16 protein-coding genes are annotated in these 19,415 nt (G+C 65.5%); 6 read left to right on the top strand and 10 right to left on the bottom strand.

Annotation, left to right across the window (positions count from 1 at the left end; all coding sequences use genetic code 11):
- From QUV18_RS01540 to QUV18_RS01500, 9 genes are all read right to left on the bottom strand, one after another.
- Nucleotides 1–1,653: a monovalent cation/H+ antiporter subunit D gene (locus tag QUV18_RS01540; protein ID WP_300891485.1), complete on the bottom strand. Its 1,653-nt coding sequence runs from the start codon at nucleotides 1,651–1,653 to the stop codon at nucleotides 1–3.
- Complete coding sequence (locus tag QUV18_RS01535) at nucleotides 1,650–2,000, bottom strand: Na+/H+ antiporter subunit C (protein ID WP_300891484.1); 351 nt, start codon at nucleotides 1,998–2,000, stop codon at nucleotides 1,650–1,652. Before QUV18_RS01535 ends, QUV18_RS01540 begins: the two co-directional genes overlap by 4 nt.
- A 1-nt stretch (nucleotide 2,001) precedes the next feature.
- Nucleotides 2,002–4,866, bottom strand: coding sequence for a monovalent cation/H+ antiporter subunit A (locus QUV18_RS01530; protein WP_300891483.1), 2,865 nt, complete (start codon nucleotides 4,864–4,866; stop codon nucleotides 2,002–2,004).
- A gap of 187 nt (nucleotides 4,867–5,053) precedes the next feature.
- Nucleotides 5,054–6,712: an amidohydrolase gene (locus QUV18_RS01525; RefSeq protein WP_300891482.1), complete on the bottom strand. Its 1,659-nt coding sequence runs from the start codon at nucleotides 6,710–6,712 to the stop codon at nucleotides 5,054–5,056.
- Nucleotides 6,713–6,739: 27 nt separating this feature from the next.
- Entirely contained in the window at nucleotides 6,740–7,975 is a 1,236-nt protein-coding gene (locus QUV18_RS01520) for a serine hydrolase (protein WP_300891481.1), read from the bottom strand.
- 65 nt (nucleotides 7,976–8,040) lie between these two features.
- On the bottom strand, nucleotides 8,041–9,072 hold the full coding sequence (locus QUV18_RS01515) for an extracellular solute-binding protein (RefSeq protein ID WP_300891480.1): 1,032 nt from the start codon (nucleotides 9,070–9,072) through the stop codon (nucleotides 8,041–8,043).
- Nucleotides 9,073–9,103: 31 nt separating this feature from the next.
- Nucleotides 9,104–9,961 carry an ABC transporter permease gene (locus tag QUV18_RS01510; protein WP_300891476.1) on the bottom strand — a complete coding sequence of 286 codons (858 nt, stop codon included), beginning with the start codon at nucleotides 9,959–9,961 and terminating at the stop codon, nucleotides 9,104–9,106.
- The gene (locus QUV18_RS01505; RefSeq protein ID WP_300891474.1) at nucleotides 9,954–10,880 is read right to left on the bottom strand and encodes an ABC transporter permease; all 927 of its coding nucleotides are present in this window, start codon (nucleotides 10,878–10,880) and stop codon (nucleotides 9,954–9,956) included. The genes QUV18_RS01510 and QUV18_RS01505 overlap by 8 nt, the downstream gene beginning before the upstream one ends.
- Nucleotides 10,877–11,944, bottom strand: a complete 1,068-nt coding sequence (locus QUV18_RS01500) for an ABC transporter ATP-binding protein (RefSeq protein ID WP_300892033.1) — start codon at nucleotides 11,942–11,944, stop codon at nucleotides 10,877–10,879. The genes QUV18_RS01505 and QUV18_RS01500 overlap by 4 nt, the downstream gene beginning before the upstream one ends.
- Nucleotides 11,945–12,074: 130 nt before the next feature.
- On the opposite strand from QUV18_RS01500, the gene QUV18_RS01495 reads away from it, so the two are divergent.
- A complete protein-coding gene (locus QUV18_RS01495; RefSeq protein WP_300891473.1) occupies nucleotides 12,075–13,010 on the top strand; it encodes a MurR/RpiR family transcriptional regulator in 936 nt (311 codons plus the stop codon).
- Nucleotides 13,011–13,042: 32 nt separating this feature from the next.
- Here the strand turns inward: QUV18_RS01495 and QUV18_RS01490 are convergent, their stop codons facing one another.
- Nucleotides 13,043–14,410 carry an aspartate aminotransferase family protein gene (locus QUV18_RS01490; protein ID WP_300891472.1) on the bottom strand — a complete coding sequence of 456 codons (1,368 nt, stop codon included), beginning with the start codon at nucleotides 14,408–14,410 and terminating at the stop codon, nucleotides 13,043–13,045.
- Between the two features lie 175 nt (nucleotides 14,411–14,585).
- Between QUV18_RS01490 and QUV18_RS01485 the strand changes: the two genes are divergently transcribed.
- The 5 genes from QUV18_RS01485 to QUV18_RS01465 all read left to right on the top strand — a co-directional run bounded on the left by QUV18_RS01485 (nucleotide 14,586) and on the right by QUV18_RS01465 (nucleotide 19,406).
- Nucleotides 14,586–15,611, top strand: coding sequence for a LacI family DNA-binding transcriptional regulator (locus QUV18_RS01485; RefSeq protein WP_300891471.1), 1,026 nt, complete (start codon nucleotides 14,586–14,588; stop codon nucleotides 15,609–15,611).
- Between the two features lie 292 nt (nucleotides 15,612–15,903).
- Entirely contained in the window at nucleotides 15,904–17,226 is a 1,323-nt protein-coding gene (locus QUV18_RS01480; RefSeq protein WP_300891470.1) for an ABC transporter substrate-binding protein, read from the top strand.
- A 112-nt stretch (nucleotides 17,227–17,338) separates the two neighbouring features.
- A complete protein-coding gene (locus tag QUV18_RS01475; RefSeq protein ID WP_300891469.1) occupies nucleotides 17,339–18,286 on the top strand; it encodes a sugar ABC transporter permease in 948 nt (315 codons plus the stop codon).
- Nucleotides 18,283–19,221 carry a carbohydrate ABC transporter permease gene (locus QUV18_RS01470; RefSeq protein ID WP_300891468.1) on the top strand — a complete coding sequence of 313 codons (939 nt, stop codon included), beginning with the start codon at nucleotides 18,283–18,285 and terminating at the stop codon, nucleotides 19,219–19,221. The genes QUV18_RS01475 and QUV18_RS01470 overlap by 4 nt, the downstream gene beginning before the upstream one ends.
- On the top strand, nucleotides 19,218–19,406 hold the full coding sequence (locus QUV18_RS01465; protein ID WP_300891467.1) for a hypothetical protein: 189 nt from the start codon (nucleotides 19,218–19,220) through the stop codon (nucleotides 19,404–19,406). The genes QUV18_RS01470 and QUV18_RS01465 overlap by 4 nt, the downstream gene beginning before the upstream one ends.
- Nucleotides 19,407–19,415: the final 9 nt, after the last annotated feature.

Here is a 19,415-nt window from a genome sequence, read left to right as displayed (position 1 = left end):
TCAGTGCGCCTCCTCTTCTAGCGGCGTCTCCGGGTTCTCGGGGCCGTGGGAGTCGCGGGCCGTGCTGTCCTTGTCGTGATCTTCGTCGGCGTGGCCCTTGTAGGTGATCTCCTTGCCGGGCGTGCCGAGCACAGTCGAGATGTAGGGCTCCGGCGCGAAGAGCTGGTCGGCGGTGGCCGCGAGGTGGCGTTGCAGGGGCCCGGCGAAGACCGTGATGGCCACGAGCGTTGCGAGGATCCCGCCGATGGCCACCATCGGCAGGGCGGGCAGGGGGGCCAGCGCGGCCTCGTCCTCGGGCGGGGGGCCTTCGTCATAGGCCGCTTCCGAGGCATGGGCGCGCCAGAAGATCGTGCTTCCGGCGCGGGCGAAGCCGATGACGGCGATCAGGCTCATGCCGAGGATGATGGCCCAGACCCAGGCCATGCGCGCGTCGGCCATGGCGGCGTCGAGGATGAGCAGCTTGCCGATGAAGCCCGAGAGCGGCGGCAGGCCCGCCATGGCGATGGCCGCGGCGAAGAACATCCCGGCCACGAGTGCGCCGCCGGCGATGGGCGGGGCGAGGTCGAAGGTCAGCAGGTTGCGCTCGCGCCGGTCGCGGACCACGTCGACCAGCAGGAAGAGCGCCGCCGTCGCCAGCGTGGAATGGATGGCGTAGAAGAGCGCTGCGGCGATCCCCTGGGGCGTGAATACCGAGACCGCTGCCATCAGCATCCCCATCGAGCCGATCACCGCGAAGGCCACCAGCCTGTCGAGCCGGCGCGCGCCGAGCACGCCCAGCATCCCGAGGATCAGGGTCAGCAATGCGGCAGGCAGGAGCCAGGTGTCGAAGAGCCCCTGGGTGGCTTCGAGGTCGGGCGGGAAGATCAGCGTGTAGAAGCGGATAATGGCATAGGCGCCGACCTTGGTCATGATCGCGAAGAGCGCGGCCACCGGGGCGGGCGCGCAGGCATAGGCCGAGGGCAGCCAGAAATGCAGCGGCAGGATCGCGGCCTTCACCGCGAAGACCATCAGCAGCATGACCGAGGCAGCGCGGATGCCGGAGGTGTGCTCGGCCGGGGCGGCGGCGATGCGCTGGGCGAGGTCGGCCATGTTGAGCGTGCCGGTCTCGGCGTAGATCGTGCCGAGGGCGAAGAGGAAGAGGGTCGAGCCGAGCAGGTTGAACACCACGTACTGCACGCCGACGCGGAAGCGTTCGGGCCCGCCGGAATGGATCATCAGCCCGTAGGAGGCGATGAGCAACACCTCGAAGAAGACGAAGAGGTTGAAGGCATCGCCCGTCAGGAAGGCGCCGATGATGCCCATGAGCTGGAACTGGAAAAGCGCGTAGAAATGCCGGCCGCGCGTGTCCCATTTCGAGCCGATGGCGTAGAGTTGGACGAAGATCGCCAGCAGGGACGTGAGGAAGACGAACAGCGTCGACAGTCGGTCGGCCACCAGCACGATGCCGAAGGGCGCGGCCCAGTTGCCGAGTTGGTAGAGGATGATCGAGCCGTCCCACGTGGCAATGACGAGACCGGCGGCGATGGCCAGCAGTGCCACGGTGCCGGCCAGCGAGAAGACCCGCTGCAACACCACGTGGTGACGGACGACGAGCACGATGAAGGCCGCCATCATGGCGGGCAGGACGATGGGCAGGATGATCCAGTGGCTCATGATTGCGCCCCCTCGTCACCGGTTTCGGGCCGGTCGTCGATATGGTCGTCCTCGGAGCTGAGATAGGCGCCGAGCGCCACCATCACCACGACCGCCGTCATCCCGAAGGAGATGACGATCGCCGTCAGCACCAGCGCCTGTGGCAGCGGGTCGGTATAGGCGGCGGCCGCGTCGTTCAGGACGGGCGGCTGCTGGACCGCGAGGCGCCCGGAGGCGAAGAGGAAGACGTTCACCGCGTAGGACAGGAAGGCGGTGCCCACGATCACCGGGAAGGTGCGCTGGCGCAGGACGAGGTAGACCCCCGCTGCGGTGAGAACGCCGACGGCGCTTGCAAGCAGAAGCTCCATCTCAGCCCTCCTTTCCGGTGGGTTGCGGTGCGTCGTCGCGCGACGGGTCGATATCCATGGCGTATTCGTTGACCTCGGTATCGCTGCGGCGGGCGAGGCGCGAGAAGCTTTCCAGCGACAGCATCACCGCGCCCACCACGCAGAGGAACACGCCGAGGTCGAAGCCCATGGCGGTGGCCAGTTCGAATTCCTCGAAGGGCGGGATGCGGAAATAGCCAAAGGAGGAGGTCAGGAACTCGGCCCCGAAGAACCAGGCGCCGATGCCGGTCAGCCCCGCCACCAGCACGCCTGTGCCGATGATGCCGTGGAACGGGTAGCGCTGGCGGGCGGAGGCCCAGGAATAGCCAGACGCCATGTACTGCATCACCACGCCGATGGCCACGACGAGGCCCGCGATGAAGCCGCCGCCCGGTTCGTTGTGGCCGCGCAGGAAGATGTAGACGCCGACCATCAGCACAACGGGCATCATCACGCGGGTGACGACGACCATCATCATCGGGTGCGCGTCGCCGGCCACGTCCTCGGTCGGGCGGTTGAGCAGGCGCGCGCGCACCGGCCCCGATAGCAGCGCCTCGGTGATGGCGTAGATGATCAGCGCGGCGATGCCGAGCACGATGATCTCGCCGAACGTGTCGAAGCCGCGGAAGTCGACGAGGATCACGTTGACCACGTTGGTGCCGCCGCCGCCCTTGTAGGAATTCTCGAGGTGGTAGGCGGAGATCGACGGCTCGACGAAGTCGCGCAGCATCATGGTGTAGATCAGCGCCGCCGCGCCGACGCCGGCGCCGATCGAGATCACCCCGTCGCGCAGGCGCCGCCCGGCGGTGCTTTCGACCGGCGTGTAGCGGGGCAGGAAGTTGAGCGCCAGCAGGAGCAGGATGATGGTGACCACCTCGACCGACAGCTGGGTGAGGGCGAGGTCGGGTGCGCTGAGATAGGCGAAGGCCATCGAGACGACGAGGCCCACCACGCCCATCAGGATCAGCGCGAGGAAGCGGTTGCGGTGGTAGCGCAGCAGCACGGCGGTGGCGGTGACAAGCAGGATCCACGCGGTCATCGGCACCGGCTCGATCGGCAGCGCGTCGCGGCTGGGCAGGCCGACCCCGCCCGAGAACCACGCGTGGGCGGTGACGGCGAAGACGGTGACGGTGAAGATCGCCGCGTAGCGGGTGAGCGAGCCGTCGTGCAGGCGGCCGGTGACGGCCTGGGCGATGGCGACCAGCATGGCGATGATCGCGTCAAAGATCGCCTTGGCGAAGGGCGGCCCGGCGGCAGCCCACGCGCGGGAGAGCGGCTTGAACATCAGCAGAAGGATGATGCCGCCCGCGACGGCGATGACCGACATCCACAGCGCCGGGGTGACGCCGTGCCAGATTTTCAGGTGGGCATCGGGCAGCTCGGCCGTGCCGCCGAGGACGGCGGCGGTGACGGTCTTGACCAGCGGTTCGGCGAGGAAGGGGGCGATGCCGATGGCGATGACGAGGATCACCAGCAGGGCGGGCGGCCCCCACATGCCGACGCCCGGGTCGTGCGGGTGGCCCGGGTAGTCGTCGCGTTCCGGCCCGAGGAAGGTGTGCACGATGTAGCGGAAGGAATAGGCCGCCGAGAAGAGCGCGCCGATGGTCGCCAGCACCGGCACCAGCATCGGGTTGCCGAAAAGGGTGGTGTGGGTGGTTTCCTCGAGCATCATTTCCTTCGACAGGAAGCCGTTGAGGAAGGGGATGCCCGCCATCGAGAGCGAGGCGATGGTGGCGATCACGAAGGTGACCGGCATCAGCCGGCGCAGCCCGCCCAAGAGAGTGATGTCGCGGGTGCCCGCCTCGTGGTCGATGATGCCGGCGGACATGAAGAGCGCCGCCTTGAAGGTGGCGTGGTTGAGGATGTGGAACACCGCCGCCATCGCGCCGAAGGGCGTGCCGGTGCCCAGCAGCATGGTGATGAGCCCGAGATGGGAGACGGTCGAGAAGGCCAGCAAGGCTTTCAGGTCGTTCTTGAAGAGCGCCACGATGGCGCCGATCACCATGGTCACCAGCCCCGCCCCGGTGACGAGGATGAACCACGCATCCGTGCCCGAGAGCACCGGCCAGAGGCGGGCCATCAGGAAGATGCCGGCCTTCACCATGGTGGCCGAGTGCAGGTAGGCCGAGACCGGTGTGGGCGCCGCCATGGCGTGCGGCAGCCAGAAGTGGAAGGGGAACTGGGCCGACTTGGTGAAACAGCCCAGCAGGATCAGGATCAGCGCGGGCATGTAGTAGGGCGAGGCCTGGATCTCGTCGCGGTGCTGGAGGATCACGGTCAGGTCGTAGCTGCCGGCGATATTGCCCAGCAGCATCATGCCCCCGATCATCGCCAGCCCGCCTGCGCCGGTGACCGCCAGCGCCATGCGCGCGCCCTGCCGCCCTTCGGGGAGGTGTTTCCAGTAGCCGATCAGCAGAAAGGAGGAGAGCGAGGTCAGTTCCCAGAAGATGAGCAACATCAGGATGTTGTCACACAGGACGATCCCCACCATCGCGCCCTGGAAGAGCAGGAGGTAGGTGTAGAACTCTCCCATGTTGTCTTCGCGCGAGAGGTAGAAGCGAGCATATGTGATGATAAGCAGGCCAATGCCAAGGATCAGCGACGCGAAGAACAGGCCGAGCCCGTCGACGAACAGGTTGAAGTTGAGCCCGAGCGAAGGCATCCAGTCGAGCCGGGCCGTCACCGTCTCGCCCGCCATCACGGCGGGCAAATGGGTCATCAACCCGAGGAAGGCGGTCAGCGTCACGAGGAAGGTGACCATGCCGCATGCCTGACGCCCGGCGCGGATCATCAGCCCGGGCAGAAGCGCGCCCAGGAATGGCAGTGCGACAATCAGAAATAACGACATCTTCACCTGTCCCAATAGGTCTGACCGACAATATACGGGTCATTCCGTGATGAAAGCCCCCCAATCGAAAGATTGGTCCCGGAGTCCGGTTTTCCAGAGGTTCCCGCCGGGATCAACCCGAAACAGGGGGGGCGGCGCGGGCCAGGGGGGCCTGCGCCTGTCGCTGGAGTGCTTGTGTTTCCTGACGTCAGCCGGCGGTATAGGTGACCATGCCGCCGCAGATTGTCGCGGCGATTTGTGTCTGGTCGAGCTGGTCGAGCGGCTGGCTTTCGATATCTCGATCGAGGATGACGACATCGGCCAGCTTGCCCTTGGCGAGCGAGCCTTTCTTCGTGTCGGTGCCCTCGGCCCAGGCACCGCCGATGGTGTAGCCTGCCAGCGCCTCGTTCAGGGTGAAGCGGTGGTTCGGGACGTCATCGGCCCATGCTTCGCGCGTGGTGGCGGCGTGCAGGCCGCGGATGATCGAGATGTCGGAGACCGGCCAGTCGGAGGCGAGCGCGATGGGGGCGCCGGCCTTGGCGAGGCGCTGCCAGGCGAAGGCGTCTTCCCAGCGGTCGCGGCCGATATTGGTGAGCGTCGGGTCGAGCGGCAGGCCGCAGGTGCCCGGCGCGTGGGGCGGCTGGATCGAGGCGGTGATGCCCATGGCGCCGATGCGCTCGAAATCCTCGGGCGCGACCAGTTCGAGGTGTTCGATGCGGTGGCGCGGGCCGGTGTCGCCATTGGCCATGCGGGCGGCTTCGTAGCCGTCGAGCACGCGCTGGGTGGCGGCGTCGCCGATGGAATGCACGGCGATCTGCAGGCCCATCGCGTCGACCCGCGTGGCGAGGTCGGCGAAGCGGTCGGCGTCGAAACGGCCATGCGAGCGATAGCCGGGCTGGCCGGGATAGTCGTTCTTCATGAAGGCGGTGCGGCTGTCGATCACGCCGTCCATGAAGAACTTGACGAAGCCGGAGGCGAGCCAGTCGTCGTTCCATCTTTCGTGCATCGCCTTGGCGGTGTCGAGATCGGCCACGTCCATCTCGGGGACGAAGTGGAAGGGGACGCGGACGCGCACCTGAAGCTCGTGCCGGGCGCGAAGCTCGGTGAGCAGTTCGAGGAGGTAGGTGTTGCCGTCCATGTTGACGATCGAGGTGATGCCGTGGCGGGCGGCGTGATCGAGGCCGCGCTTGAGGTGCTTGAGGTCTTCCTCGCGCTCTTCTTCCGTTGGCCACGGGTCGGGGTCGCGCCCGGTGGTGAGGCCGAGGCTGACCCGTTCCTGCCCGGCGAGGCGGAGGACGGGGCCGTAAGCCTCGGGTTCCAGCAGGGCACCGTTGGCGCGGCCATCGGCGCCCATCACCACCTCGTGGCCGGGAGAGGTTTCCAGCCCGTCGATGAGGCCGGCCTGTTCCAGCGCGATCGTGTTGGCCCAGACGGTGTGGTGATCGTGCGCCATCATCGCGAGCGGCCGGTCGCGCAGCATGGCGTCGAGCACCTCGCGCGGGGAGGTGTCGGCGAAAACGGCGTAATCGGGGGCCTGCGCCATGACGAGCGGCAAGTCGGGGTGCTGGGACGCGTAGGCGCGGACATGCTTGCGGATCTCGTCGGGGTCGCTGGCGCCGTCGAGCTGGAGGTTCTGCAATTCGCAGCCGCCGATGAAGAGGTGCATGTGGCTTTCGATGAAGCCCGGCAGCACGGTGGCGCCCTTGGCGTCGATCCAGCGGGTGTCGGGCCCGGCGAGCGCCTCGACATCCGCGGCATCGCCGATGGCGTCGATATAGCCGCTGTTGATGGCGATGGCCTCGGCGCGGGGCCGGTCGCCCTCCATCGTGAGGATCCTGCCGCCGGTGATGATGAGATCGGCTGTCATGTCGTGGCCTCCCTAAATGGTCTGTCGTCAGGCGCCGAGGGCGTCGCGAATGGCGTCGAAGGCGCGCATCGTGTTGCGGGTGTATTCGGCGATCAGGTAGTCGGGCCAGCTCGAGACCAGGGCGATCACGAGGTCGCTTTCCGGGTCGACATAGATGAACTGGCCGAAGACGCCGCGGGCGCAGATATCGCCGCGGTCGGCATCGCGGATCCACCAGAAGCGGCGATAGGCGCCGTTGGGGAAGTTGTCGGACCAGGGCGGGCCGAAGACGGAGGGGTCGCCCGTGCGCATCTGGTCGATCCATGCCTGCGGGACAAGCTGCAGATCGCCGGTGCGGCCGCCGTCGACGACAAGCTGACCCAGGCGGGCATAGTCGCGCAGCGTGGCGTTGAAGCCGCCATCTGCCAGCGCCGTCGCCTCGGCATCGACGGTGAAATTGGCGTCGCGGCTGGCGCCGATATGCTGCCAGATGCGGGTGCCGAGCAGGGTGGCGAGGTCGCTGCCCGCGACCCGCTCCATGACCCAGGCGACCATGTCGGTCTCGATCGAGCGGTAGTCGAAATCGCCGCCGTGGGGGCGGATTTTCGGAAGGGAAAGGATGACCTCGCGGATCGTCGGGCGCCCCTCGGTCGGGTCGGCGGGACGCCAGCCGGAGGCGATGTCGATGCGGGTCATGTCGCTGCCGGGGGTGTTGTAATCCTCGGTGAAGCGGACGCCGGAGCGCATGTCGAGCACCTGGTCGAGGGTGGCGTCGGCATAGCCGCTGTCTTTCAGCTCGGGGATGGTCTCGGCCAGCGGTGCATCGAGGTCGAGCAGGCCGTCGGCCCACATGCCGCCGGCGACCAGGCCGGTCACGGATTTCGCCACGGACTGCGACAGGTGCAGGCTGTGGGGGGCCATGTCGTTGAAATAGCGTTCATAGACTGCGCGGCCGCGATGCAGGACGAGGATGCCGTCGGCATAGACTGTCTGCAGGAAATGAGAGAGGCCGGGCGTGGCGCCGTTCTCGGTGGGGACGGGGAGGGCGTCGAGATCGGCGGGTGTCTCGTGCAGGTCGCTTTCCGGGCCGGTGCCGCGGAAGACGTCGGCCGTGGGGAACAGGCGGTGCATGTTCTGGAAGCTCCACCGGTTGTATGGTGGCAGGTCCCAGTTCACGAGGGAGGGGCGCTTGTCGGCGGGCGGGGGGAAGCCTTGCATGATGCCGAGGGCACGCGCCGTTTCTGGCACGCCTGCGGGTGCGGTGGGCGTGGGTCGGGCCGTCATGATCTGTCCTCGAAATGTCTTCTGGGGTGAGGCGCGCGGGCGAACCGCGCGCCTCTTTGGGTGCGTTACTGCTTCAGGCGCGTCCAGACCTTGTTGTAGAGATCGACCACTTCCTGCGGGCAGGGCTGCACGAAGTCGGGCGCCGGAGCGTCTTCGGGCATGACGATCTCGGGGGCGCTCAGCATCTCTTCATCCATGAATTCCTCGGAGCCGGTGATGCCGTTGGCATAGCGGGCGAAGTTCGAGGTCATCGCCGCGTTCTCGGGGGCCATCATGAAGTTGATGAAGAGCTTGGCGTTCTCCATGTTCGGTGCGTCGGCCAGGACCGCCACGTTGTCCATCCAGCCGGTGAAGCCTTCCTTCGGATAGGCGTATTGCAGCGTCGGGCGCTGGGCGCGGGCGCGCATGGCGGCGCCGTTCCAGTTCTGCGACAGGTCGACATCGCCCGAGGTCAGCTTCTCGATGGTGGAATAGTCCATCGTGCGCCAGTGCTGCTTGGCCTCGAGCAGAAGCTCGAGCACTTCGCGCATCTCGTCCTCGTTGCCGTTGCAGCGGCCGTAGCCGAGATAGCGCAGGCCGGCATTGATGACGTCGTTCATGTCGTTGAGCATGTTGATCCGGCCCTGAAGCACTTCGGGCGGGTCGAACATCAGCGCGAGCGTGTTGATGTCGCCGTCATACACCGCCGTGTCGACGGTGAAGGCGGTGGTGCCCCACTGGTAGGGGATCGAGTAGTTGCGGCCCTCGTCCCACCAGACATCGACCCATTTCGGATCGACATTCCCGAAGTTCTCCATCTCGTTGGGCTTGACCTCGGCCAGCAGGCCTTCGCCGATCATGACCTTGACCATGTAATCGCCGGGCACGACCACGTCGTAGCCGGTGTTGCCGGCCTGGACCTTGGCCAGCATGGTTTCGTTCGAGTCGTAGCTGTCGAGGTTGACGGTGACGTCGTATTCCTGTTCGAACTTCTCGATCAACTCGGGGTTGGTGTAGTTGCCCCAGTTGTAGATGTTCAGCTCGCCCTCGGCGAGGGCCGCCCCGCCGGCAAGGGCCAGCGCGGTGGCGGCCGTTACGGCCTTCAGTTGTGTTTTCATGGTTGTTACCTCCTGTTGGTCTGGTTTTTGGTTACTTCTTCATTTTCCCCTGGACGAGGAAGAGCACGAGAACGAGCAGGACCGACACACCGACAAGGATGGTGGAGACCGCGTTGATCTCGGGCGTGATGCCGCGGCGCAGGGCGCCGAGGATGTAGATGGGCAGGGTGGTTTCGCCCGGGCCCGCCACCATCAGGGTGATGATCACGTCGTCGAGCGAGACGACGAAGGCCAGCATGGCCCCGGCCAGGATGCCGGGCATCAGCAGGGGCAGGGTGATGTGGCGGAAGGTCTGCCAGGGCGTGGCGTAGAGGTCGGCGCCGGCCTGTTCGAGCGTCAGCGTCATGTCCTCGAGCCGGGCGCGGATGGGCATGTAGGCAAAGGGAATGCAGAAGGCGGTATGCGCCGCCATCAGGTAGCCCACGCCGGTGATGCCGGTGAGTTGCTTGACCAGCGAGAAGAGCGACAGGGTCGAGATGGCGGTGACGATCTCGGGGATCATCAGCGGCTGGTTGATGATGCCGTAGGCCAGCCCCTGACCACGGAAGGCCGCCGTGCGGGTGGTGGCCAGGGCCGCCATGGTGGCGGCGATGGTCGAGAAGACGGTGGCCACGAGGGCCACCTTGACCGACATCCACGCGGCGTTGCGGATGCCCTCGTTCTCCATCGCGGCCTCGTACCAGCGCAGGGAAAACTCGGTCCATTTCACCACGGAGCGGTTGTCGTTGAAGGAGAAGATGACCAGCACGACCAGCGGCAGGTAGAGCGCGAAGATGCAGGCCCAGCCGGCCGCCTTGAAGCCGGGCATGGCCTTGAGGTCGCGCGAGCGCATCCTGCGGCGGGTCGACTGGGCGGTGGCGCCCGCGGCGAGAGGGGGGGTGTCAGCCATGGGCGCGCGCTCCCTTGCTTACCGAACGGGCATAGATCAGCAGGGCGATCACCACGAGCGCCATCAGGATCAGCGCCGCCGCCGAGCCGAAAGGCCAGTTGCGGGACGAGCCGAACTGGATGGCGATCATGTTGCCGATCATCAGCTTCTTGCCGCCGCCCAGCAGGGCCGGCGTGATGTAGGCGCCGAGGCCGGGGATGAAGACGAGGATGCAGCCGGCGATGATGCCGGGCTTGGCGATCGGCGCGATGATGTGGCGCAGCACGCGGAAGCGGTTGGCGTAGAGGTCGTAGCCCGCCTCGACCAGCCGGAAATCGAGCTTTTCGAGGCTGGCATAGAGCGGCAGCACCATGAAGGGCAGGTAGGTGTAGATGAGCCCGATGAAGACCGCCGTGTCTGTATAGAGGATCGACAGCGGCCGCTCGATCACGCCGACGCCCATGAGCGAGAGGTTGATCAGCCCCTCGTCGCGCAGGATCAGCAGCATCGCGTAGGTCCGGATCAGCAGGTTGGTCCAGAACGGCAGGGTGATCAGGAACAGCCAGAAGTTCCGCTGTTCGCGCGGCTTGGTGGCGATGAAATAGGCGGTGGGAAAGCCGATCAGCAGCGCGCCGATGGTGGCCCCGAAGGCCAGCCCGATCGAGCGCATGTAGATCGTGAGGTAGGAGTCGTTGAACTGCAGCGTGCCGTCGAATATGTCGCGTTCGAACAGGAACTGGACATAGGCGTCGGGGGTGAATTCCCAGATCACGCCGCCATAGGTGCCGGGCGTCAGGAAGGAATAGAGCGCGGTGATGCCGAGCGGCATGATGCTGATCGCCAGGATGATGATCAGTGCCGGGGCCAGAAGCGCCCGACGGGTCTGGCGGCGTCGGCGGCGCGATTCCTGTTCGGCAAGGGTGAGGCTGGTGTCGGTCATGCCAGCACCCGTGCGCCGCCCGGCGCGATGACGACGCCGATCTGCGCGCCCGGCGACAGGTCGAGCCCCTCGGTCGAGCCGCCGTGGCGGACGACCAGTTCCTCGCCCGAGCCGAGCCGGAGATGCAGGTTGTGGGCCGAGCCCATGTAGACGAGGTTCTCGAGCTGGCCGGTGAGGGCGGGGGTGTCGCCGGCCTGTGCGACGCGGATGCTTTCGGGTCGCAGCGCGACGGCGCAGTGGCCTTGCGTGTCGGCCCCGGTCGATCGCGCCAGCATGGTGGTGCCGTCCTTGAGGCGCACGCGGGTCTGGTCGCCCTCGGTGCCTTCGACCTGCGCTTCGAGGATGTTGATGTCGCCGATGAAGTCGGCCACGAAGCGGTGGGTCGGCTTGTCGTAGATTTCCTTGGGCGTGCCGATCTGGAGGATCTGGCCGTCGCGCATGACGGCGATTCGGTCGGACATGGTGAGGGCTTCTTCCTGGTCGTGGGTGACGAAGATGAAGGTGATCCCGGTCTCGGCCTGAAGGCTTTTCAGCTCGATCTGCATGTTCTTGCGCAGCTTGAGGTCAAGCGCCGCCAGTGGCTCGTCGAGCAAAAGCACCTTGGGCGCCGGGGCCAGCGCCCGGGCGAGCGCCACGCGCTGCTGCTGGCCGCCGGAAAGCTGATCGGTGCGGCGGTTCGCCATCGCCTCGAGCTGGACGAGCGAGAGCATCTGTTTCACGCGGGCCTCGATCTCGCCCGAGGATTTGCCCAGCATCTTGAGCCCGAAGCCGATGTTTTCCGACACCGTCATATGCGGGAAGAGCGCGTAGTTCTGGAAGACGGTGTTCACCGGCCGCACATGCGGGGGCAGGGCGGTGATGTCCTGCCCGTCAAGCTGGATCAGGCCGCTGGTGGGAAGCTCGAACCCGGCGATCAGCCGCAGAAGCGTGGTCTTGCCACAGCCGGAGGGACCCAGCAGCGTGAAGAACTCGTTCTCGCGAATGTCGATGTCGACATTGTCGAGCGCGGTCACCGCCGTCTCGCCCTGGCCGAAGGTTTTCGTCAGCTCGCGGGCCGAGATCATGCTGCGTCGGGTGGTGCCGTCTTCGGGGGCCTTTGCGGTATCGCTGGTCATTCCCTGTCCCTGTTTTTTGTCGCCGCGACATTGTTTGTGGTATTTATTTATCGAATCGCGATACTGTTATGATAATAACATGACTGGTCCCACGGCAACATCAACTTTCGCACCTGCGGCATCGCTGGAGAAACGCATCGAAGATGTGTGGGACAGCCTGTCGTCGGCCGAGCGCCGCGCCGCGGCCTGCATGCGGGCGCGAGGCAGCCTGCTGTCGCTCGATACCGGCGCCGCGCTGGCGCAGGAGGCGGGCGTCAGCCAGATGACCGTCAGCCGGCTGCTCAAGAAGATGGGATTCCAAGGGGTTGCAGCGCTCAAGCGGGCGCTGCGCGAGGACGAGGCGCTGGACGCGATCGACCTGAAGGATCGCAACGAGCGGCTGCTCGATGGCTCCATCGGCGATTTCCTCAAGCGCGAAGCCGAGGCGGTGCTGGCGCTGGCGGAGCTGGTGGCCTCGGACCGCTGGAGCGAGGCGGTCGAGGTTATCCACGGCGCCGATGACGTGGTGGTGGCCGGGTTCCAGATGCTGCGCGGGCACGTGGAGGATTTCGCGCGGCGGCTGTCGACCTATCGTGACAACGTGCGCTATGCGGCCACGCATGACGGGTGCCTGTCCGAGCTGATCCCGCCGAAGGGGCGGGCGCGGCGGCGCGCGCTGATCCTTGTCGATATCGTGCCCTACGGGCGCGAGGCCGAGACGGTGGCGGCGCTGGCGCGGAAATCGGGCTTCGAGGTGCTGATCCTGACCGACGAGCTGAACCAGTGGGCGAAGGCGCATACCGACCTGGTGCTGACGGCGCGCATCTCGACCGACCTGACGATCGAATCCACCGGCCCGCTGGCGACGCTGTTGTCGCTGCTGGCGCAGGCCGTGGCCGAGCATGACCCGGTGGCGACGGCGGCGCGGCTGGATCACTGGGCGCAGATCGCCGGCGAGATGCGGTACTATTCGCGCAAGACCCCGCGCCGTCGCCGCCCGCTCTGGAAGGCGAGCTATTCCGGGCCGAAGGGGTAGCCCCGGCCCGGTTATGCTATGACCGGCGGTGGTCAGGCGGCGAAGTCCATCTGTTCCAGTTCGCTCAACGCATCGGCGAAGGCGTCGATGATGATGTCGATCTCGTCCCGCTCGATGATCATCGGCGGGCAGAAGGCCATGGCATCCATCATCGCCCGCGAGATCACGCCGCGTTCGAACAGGAGCTTGTTCATCGCCGCGCCCAGCTTGCCGGGCTTGTGGTCTGCACCCCCGTCGGGATGCACCAGTTCGACCGCCGCGATGAGCCCCACGCCGCGCACCTCGCCCACCATCGGGTGACGGGCGAACTGGGCCAGCTTGTCGCGGAAATAGGCGCCGGTCTCGGCGGCCTTGGTCACGAGGTCGCGTTCCTCGATGATCTTGATGTTTTCCAGCGCGACGGCGGCGCCGACCGGGTGGCCCGCGCCTGTATAGCCGTGGCCCAGCACGCCGATCCTGCCGCTTTCTTCGGCGATGGGTTCGTAGAAGCGGTCGTTCAGCAGGATGGCCGAGAAGGGCACGTAGCTGGAGGTGATCTGTTTCGACATGACGATGGCGTCGGGCCGGATGCCGTAGGTTTCACAGCCGAACATCTTGCCGGTGCGGCCGAAGCCGTTGATGACCTCGTCGGCGATCAGCAGGATGTCGTATTTCGCGAGCACCGCCTGGATCTTTTCCCAGTAGGTGGCCGGGGGCACGACCACGCCGCCCGCGCCCATCACCGGCTCGCCGATGAAGGCGGCGATGGTGTCGGGGCCTTCCGCCTGGATCATCGCGTCGAGATCCTCGGCGCAGCGGGTGGCGAACTCTTCCTCGCTCTCGCCGTCGCGGCCTTCCTTCCAGTAATGCGGGCAGGTGGTGTGCAGGATGCCGGGCAGGGGCAGGTCGAAAGAGCGGTGGTTGTTGGGCAGGCCGGTCAGGCTGGCCGAGGCGATGGTGACGCCGTGATAGCCGCGGTTGCGCGAGATGATCTTCTTCTTCTCGGGCTTGCCGAGCGCGTTGGAGCGGTACCAGAGCATCTTGATGACGGTGTCGTTCGCCTCGGAGCCGGAGTTGGTGTAGAACACCTTGGACATCGGCACCGGTGCGATGGAGACAAGTTTCTCGGCAAGGTCGATGGCCGCCGGATGCGCGCGGTGGGCGAAGTTGTGGTAATAGGGCAGCTTCTTCATCTGCTCGGTCGCCGCGTTGACCAGGCGGTCTTCGCCGAAACCGACCGCGACGCTCCAGAGGCCGGCCATCGCCTCGACATAGCGCTTGCCGTGGTTGTCGAAGACGAAGACGCCTTCCCCGTGCTCGATGATCTGGGGGCCATTCTCGGCATGGGCCATGGCATCGGTATAGGAGTGGAAGTGGTAGGCGATGTCGCGCGCTTCGGGGGAATTGGGAGCAAGTGTCATGAGACGATCCGTGTTGAATGGCCGCAGTTCGGGGGTTCGGCGGAACACTGGCAGAAGTGGCGGAGAAAGCAAATCGGAAATTTGATCAAAAATCGCGCGCGCCCGGCTTTGCCGGGTTGCGCTTGATTGACGTACCTCAAAGGCTTGGCTACGGTCGGCGGTCATGGAGGCTCCGGTGAACAAGCCCACGGTCCACGATATCGCCAAGGAGGCGGGCGTCAGCCTTGCCACCGTCGACCGCGTGCTGAACGCGCGGCCCGGGGTGCGCGAGAAGACCATCGCGAAGGTGAACGCCGCGGTCGAGCGGCTGGGCTACGTGCGCGATACCTATGCCGCGAACCTTGCGCGGCAGCGGCAGTATCGCTTCGTCTTCGTCCTGCCGGAGGGGCCGAGCCAGTTTACCGAGACGCTGAGGGCGGCGCTGCAGGAGGCCTATGCCTCGCAGATTGCCGACCGGGTGGTGCTTCGGACGGTGAGCGTGCCGGCGAACGACCCGCACGCCATCGTGCGGGCCTTGCGGGCGCTGGACACCGATCGGCTGGACGGCGTGGCGATCATGGCACCCGAGACGCCGCAGGTGCGCGACGCGATTGCCCGGCTGAAGGAGGCGGGGCTGGCCGGGGTTGCCGTGGCGACCGATTTGCCGAACTCGAAGCGGGATTATTTCATTGGTATCAACAACTTGTCGGCCGGGCGGACGGCGGGGTTGCTGATGGGGCGGTTCGCCGGGGGGCAGGGCGAGGTGCTTGTCGTGACCAACTCGATGCGGTCGCGCGACAGCCTGGAGCGGCGGCTGGGCTTCGACGAGGTGATGAAAAGCGACTTTCCGGCGATGACCGTGCTGCCCTCGATCGAGACCTATGACGACCCGGCGCGCATGGCGAGCGTGATCGCCGACGTGGTGGAGAACCGGCCGGGGGTGGTGGGGCTCTATTCCATGGGGCTGGGAAATGCGCCGCTTCTCGACGCCCTGCGCGAGGCGGGGCGGGCTGGGGACCTTGTGGTGATCGCCCACGAGCTGACGCCGAAGACGCGCGAGGCATTGCAGCGGAACGAGCTGGCGGCGGTGATCACGCAGAATGTCGGACACCTTGTGCGGAGCGCCTTGCGGGTGCTGCGGGCGTTCTGTGACGAGCAGTCGATTTTCGAGGCGCAGGAGCGGATTCGAATCGAAATCGTGCTGCGGGAGAACCTTTACTGAGCCGTCATCGGCCTGTGTCCGGCTGAGCCTGGGGTGGTTGGCCGGCTCGGGGTTCCGTAACGTAAGGTGCTGAAGTTCGGCAGAGATTCCCGGTCGTGTTGAATCTTTGAGCGTATGGGGCGTCGCCCGGGAAATGCGCGTATTTGCCCGAAAAACAGGCAGTTAGAGGAACGTACCTCAGAAAATCCTAGACATGAGGTACGTTCCTCATTTACCCTTTGTGTGCCTCCCGATCCAACCGCGGAGGCGCGGTGCGTGGATGGCGCGCCGACTGAACGGGAGGAGACAACCAATGAAGACGACGCATTTTCTGTCGGCTGCTGCCCTGACGGCGGCCACCGGCTTTGCCGCAAGCGGCGCGCAGGCCGACGAGTTGACGCTGTGCTGGGCCGCGTGGGACCCGGCCAACGCCCTGATCGAACTGTCGAAGGATTTCGAGGCCGAGTCGGGCCACTCGATGAGCTTCGAATTCGTGCCGTGGCCCAACTTCGCAGACCGGATGCTGAACGAGCTGAACTCGGGCGGGAAGTTGTGCGACCTGATGATCGGCGACAGCCAGTGGATCGGCCTTGGCGCCGAGGCCGGCCATTACGTGAAGCTGAACGATTTCTTCGAGGCCGAGGGGATCAGCATGGATGATTTCATCCCGGCGACGGTGACGGGCTATTCGGAATGGCCGAAGGGGACGCCGAATTACTGGGCGCTGCCGGCCTTCGGTGACGTGGTGGGCTGGACCTATCGCAAGGACTGGTTCGAGATGCCCGAGCACCAGGCCGAGTTCAAGGAGACCTATGGCCGTGACCTGAAGGCGCCGGAAACGCTGGCGGAGCTGAAGGATATCGCGGAGTTCTTCCAGGACCGCGAGATCGACGGGAAGACGGTCTATGGCGCGGCGATCTATACCGAGCGGGGCTCGGAAGGGATCACCATGGGTGTGACCAATGCGCTCTACAATTACGGGTTCCAGTACGGCAACCCGGAGAACCCCTACGAGCTGGAGGGCTTCGTGAACTCGCCCGAGGCGGCGGAAGGGCTGGAATATTACAAGGCGCTGTATGATTGCTGCACGCCGCCGGGTTCGTCGGATTGGTACATGTCGGCCAATATCGACGCCTACAAGTCGGGGCAGGTGGCGTTGCAGATGAACTTTGCCTTCATCTGGCCGGGCGTGAACGCCGACCCGAACGTGGGCGGCGACAAGTCGGGCTATTTCCCCAACCCGAAGGGCCCGGGCGGGCATTTCGCCCAGCTTGGCGGGCAGGGGATATCGGTTGTGTCCTATTCCGACAGCCAGGATGCGGCGCTTGAATACATCAAGTGGTTCGCGCAGCCCGAGATCCAGTCGAAATGGTGGGAGCTTGGGGGGTATTCGGCGCTGAAGGCCGTGGTCGAGGACCCAGGGTTCGCCACCAGCCAGCCCTATGCGCAGACCTTCCTCGACTCGATGGCGATCGTGAAGGATTTCTGGGCGGAGCCGGCCTATGCCTCGCTTCTGCTGGCCATGCAGGACCACGTGCACAGCTACGTGATCGCCGGCGAAGGCACGGCGCAGGAGGCGCTTGACGCGCTGGTCGAGGATTGGACGGAAGTCTTCGAGGACGAAGGCAAGATCTGATCCGGGCTGCCCTGTCGCCTGACTCGTTTGGCGGCAGCGGCACCCTCGTGCGGGGCCGTCCGGCCGGCTTCGGCCCCGCGCAACGCCAAAGCAATACCTGGAAGGAAGTCTCATGTCCGAGACGGTCATGGATCGGGCCGCAAGCGCCACGCCCACGAAAGTTGCGCGCCGCATCAAGGGGTTGTCCGACCGCACCATCGCGTGGATCTTCGTGGCACCCACGGTGTTCCTGCTGCTGGCGGTGAATATCTTCCCGTTGATCTGGACGATCCGCCTGAGCTTTACTAATTTCCGCGCCAACCGGCCGAATGGCGAGGTTGAGTGGATCGGGCTGCGGAATTACCAGCGTATCCTGACCGACAGCGATGTCTGGCTGACCATGCAGGCGACGGCGCATTTCCTGTTCTGGACGATCTTTTTCCAGGTGATCCTGGGCTTCGCGCTTGCGTGGCTGATCAACAGGAAGTTCAAGGGAAACGACCTTTGGACGACGATCATCGTGTTTCCGATGATGCTGTCGCCGGCGGTGGTGGGGAATTTCTGGACGTTCCTGTACCAGCCGCAGATCGGGCTTTTCAATTACGTGGTGGCGTTCTTCACCGGGGCGGACCCGGCGAGCTTCTCGATGATCGGCGAGGTGGCGCTGGCGCCCTGGGCCATCGTGATCGTGGACACCTGGATGTGGACGCCCTTCGTGATGCTGATCTGCCTGGCGGGGCTGCGCTCGATCCCCGACACGATCTACGAGGCGGCGGAGTGTGACCGGGCGTCGAAATGGCGGCAGTTCTGGACGATCACGGTGCCGATGGTGCTGCCGTTCCTGATGCTGGCGGTGCTGTTCCGGGGGATCGAGAACTTCAAGATGTTCGACCTCGTGGTGCAGCTGACCGGGGGCGGGCCGGGCAATACCACGACGCTGACCTCGATCGACCTCAAGCGCGAGGCGTTCGAGAAGTGGCGGACCGGGTTTTCCTCGGCCTACGCGATCATCCTGTTCGTCACGGTGTTCGGGCTGGCCTCGATCTACGTAAAGGCGCTGAACAAGGTGAAGGAAAGATGAGCAGCTATTCGATCACCGAGGCCACCGGCCGGCAGAAATGGGTCGCGGGCGTGCTTGTCATCGGCTACGCGCTGATCACGCTGATGCCCTTGTTGTGGATCCTTGCGACGGGCTTCAAGAGCTCGCCGGATTCGATTGCCTATCCGCCGAAAGTGGTGTTCGAGCCGTCGCTGGAAGGCTACGTGAACCTGTTTACCACGCAGACGCGGCAGAGCGCGGAGTATCTGGAGGCCAACCCGCCGGAGACGTGGTACGAAGAGATCGTGCACGACAAGGGGATGGTGATCGCCGGGCCGTCGCGGTTTGGCGAGCGGTTCATGAACTCGGTGATCATCGGGTTCGGCTCGACCTTCCTGTCGGTGTTCCTCGGCACGCTCGCGGCCTATGCGTTTTCACGTTACCGCATCCCGCTCAAGGATGACCTTCTGTTCTTCATCCTGTCGACGCGGATGATGCCGCCGATCGCGATTGCCATTCCGATCTTCCTGATGTTCCGCACGCTGGGCCTGTCGGACACCCATGCCGGGATGATCCTGCTTTACACGGCGGTGAACCTGTCGCTGTCGGTCTGGCTTCTGAAAGGGTTCATCGACGAGATCCCGCGGGAATACGAGGAGGCCGCGCTGATCGACGGGTACACGCGGTTCCAGGCCTTCTACAAGGTCGTGCTGCCGCAGGCGGCGACCGGTATCGCCTCGACCGCGATCTTCTGCCTGATCTTTTCTTGGAACGAGTATGCCTTCGCGGTGCTGCTGACTTCTGGCACGGCGCAGACGTCGCCGCCTTTCATCCCCACGATCATCGGGGTTGGCGGGCAGGACTGGCCCGCCGTGGCGGCCGGCGCGACGATCTTCCTGGTGCCGGTAATGGTTTTCACCATCCTGCTGCGCAAGCACCTGCTGCGCGGGATCACATTCGGAGCGGTGCGGAAATGAGGGATTTCGTCAACGGCATTCTGCGGCTGCGGCGCGGCCCGTGGGAGATGGTGGCCTCGGGCCTAATTGCACTGGGTGTGGTGATGCTGATGCAGCCTTTCGTTCTGTGGGCGTTCACCTATTCCTTCATCATCACGCTGACAGGGACGGTGATGTTCATCGTCGTCAGCCATTTCCCGGAATAGGAGGCGCAT

This window comes from Roseovarius sp., assembly GCF_030373445.1.
Lineage (GTDB): Bacteria > Pseudomonadota > Alphaproteobacteria > Rhodobacterales > Rhodobacteraceae > Roseovarius.
Note: the sequence above shows the minus strand (reverse complement) of the source record. Positions and strands in the feature narration are given on the sequence as shown.

Excerpts from the sequence above, each read along its gene's own strand:
- QUV18_RS01475 (WP_300891469.1), top strand. The coding sequence starts at position 17,339 with ATGTCCGAGACGGTCATGGATCGGGCCGCAAGCGCCACGCCCACGAAA.
- QUV18_RS01470 (WP_300891468.1), top strand. The coding sequence starts at position 18,283 with ATGAGCAGCTATTCGATCACCGAGGCCACCGGCCGGCAGAAATGGGTC.
- QUV18_RS01515 (WP_300891480.1), bottom strand. The coding sequence starts at position 9,072 with ATGAAAACACAACTGAAGGCCGTAACGGCCGCCACCGCGCTGGCCCTT.
- QUV18_RS01505 (WP_300891474.1), bottom strand. The coding sequence starts at position 10,880 with ATGACCGACACCAGCCTCACCCTTGCCGAACAGGAATCGCGCCGCCGA.
- QUV18_RS01500 (WP_300892033.1), bottom strand. The coding sequence starts at position 11,944 with ATGATCTCGGCCCGCGAGCTGACGAAAACCTTCGGCCAGGGCGAGACG.
- QUV18_RS01495 (WP_300891473.1), top strand. The coding sequence starts at position 12,075 with ATGACTGGTCCCACGGCAACATCAACTTTCGCACCTGCGGCATCGCTG.
- QUV18_RS01465 (WP_300891467.1), top strand. The coding sequence starts at position 19,218 with ATGAGGGATTTCGTCAACGGCATTCTGCGGCTGCGGCGCGGCCCGTGG.
- QUV18_RS01535 (WP_300891484.1), bottom strand. The coding sequence starts at position 2,000 with ATGGAGCTTCTGCTTGCAAGCGCCGTCGGCGTTCTCACCGCAGCGGGG.
- QUV18_RS01520 (WP_300891481.1), bottom strand. The coding sequence starts at position 7,975 with ATGACGGCCCGACCCACGCCCACCGCACCCGCAGGCGTGCCAGAAACG.
- QUV18_RS01525 (WP_300891482.1), bottom strand. The coding sequence starts at position 6,712 with ATGACAGCCGATCTCATCATCACCGGCGGCAGGATCCTCACGATGGAG.
- QUV18_RS01480 (WP_300891470.1), top strand. The coding sequence starts at position 15,904 with ATGAAGACGACGCATTTTCTGTCGGCTGCTGCCCTGACGGCGGCCACC.
- QUV18_RS01540 (WP_300891485.1), bottom strand. The coding sequence starts at position 1,653 with ATGAGCCACTGGATCATCCTGCCCATCGTCCTGCCCGCCATGATGGCG.
- QUV18_RS01510 (WP_300891476.1), bottom strand. The coding sequence starts at position 9,961 with ATGGCTGACACCCCCCCTCTCGCCGCGGGCGCCACCGCCCAGTCGACC.
- QUV18_RS01490 (WP_300891472.1), bottom strand. The coding sequence starts at position 14,410 with ATGACACTTGCTCCCAATTCCCCCGAAGCGCGCGACATCGCCTACCAC.
- QUV18_RS01530 (WP_300891483.1), bottom strand. The coding sequence starts at position 4,866 with ATGTCGTTATTTCTGATTGTCGCACTGCCATTCCTGGGCGCGCTTCTG.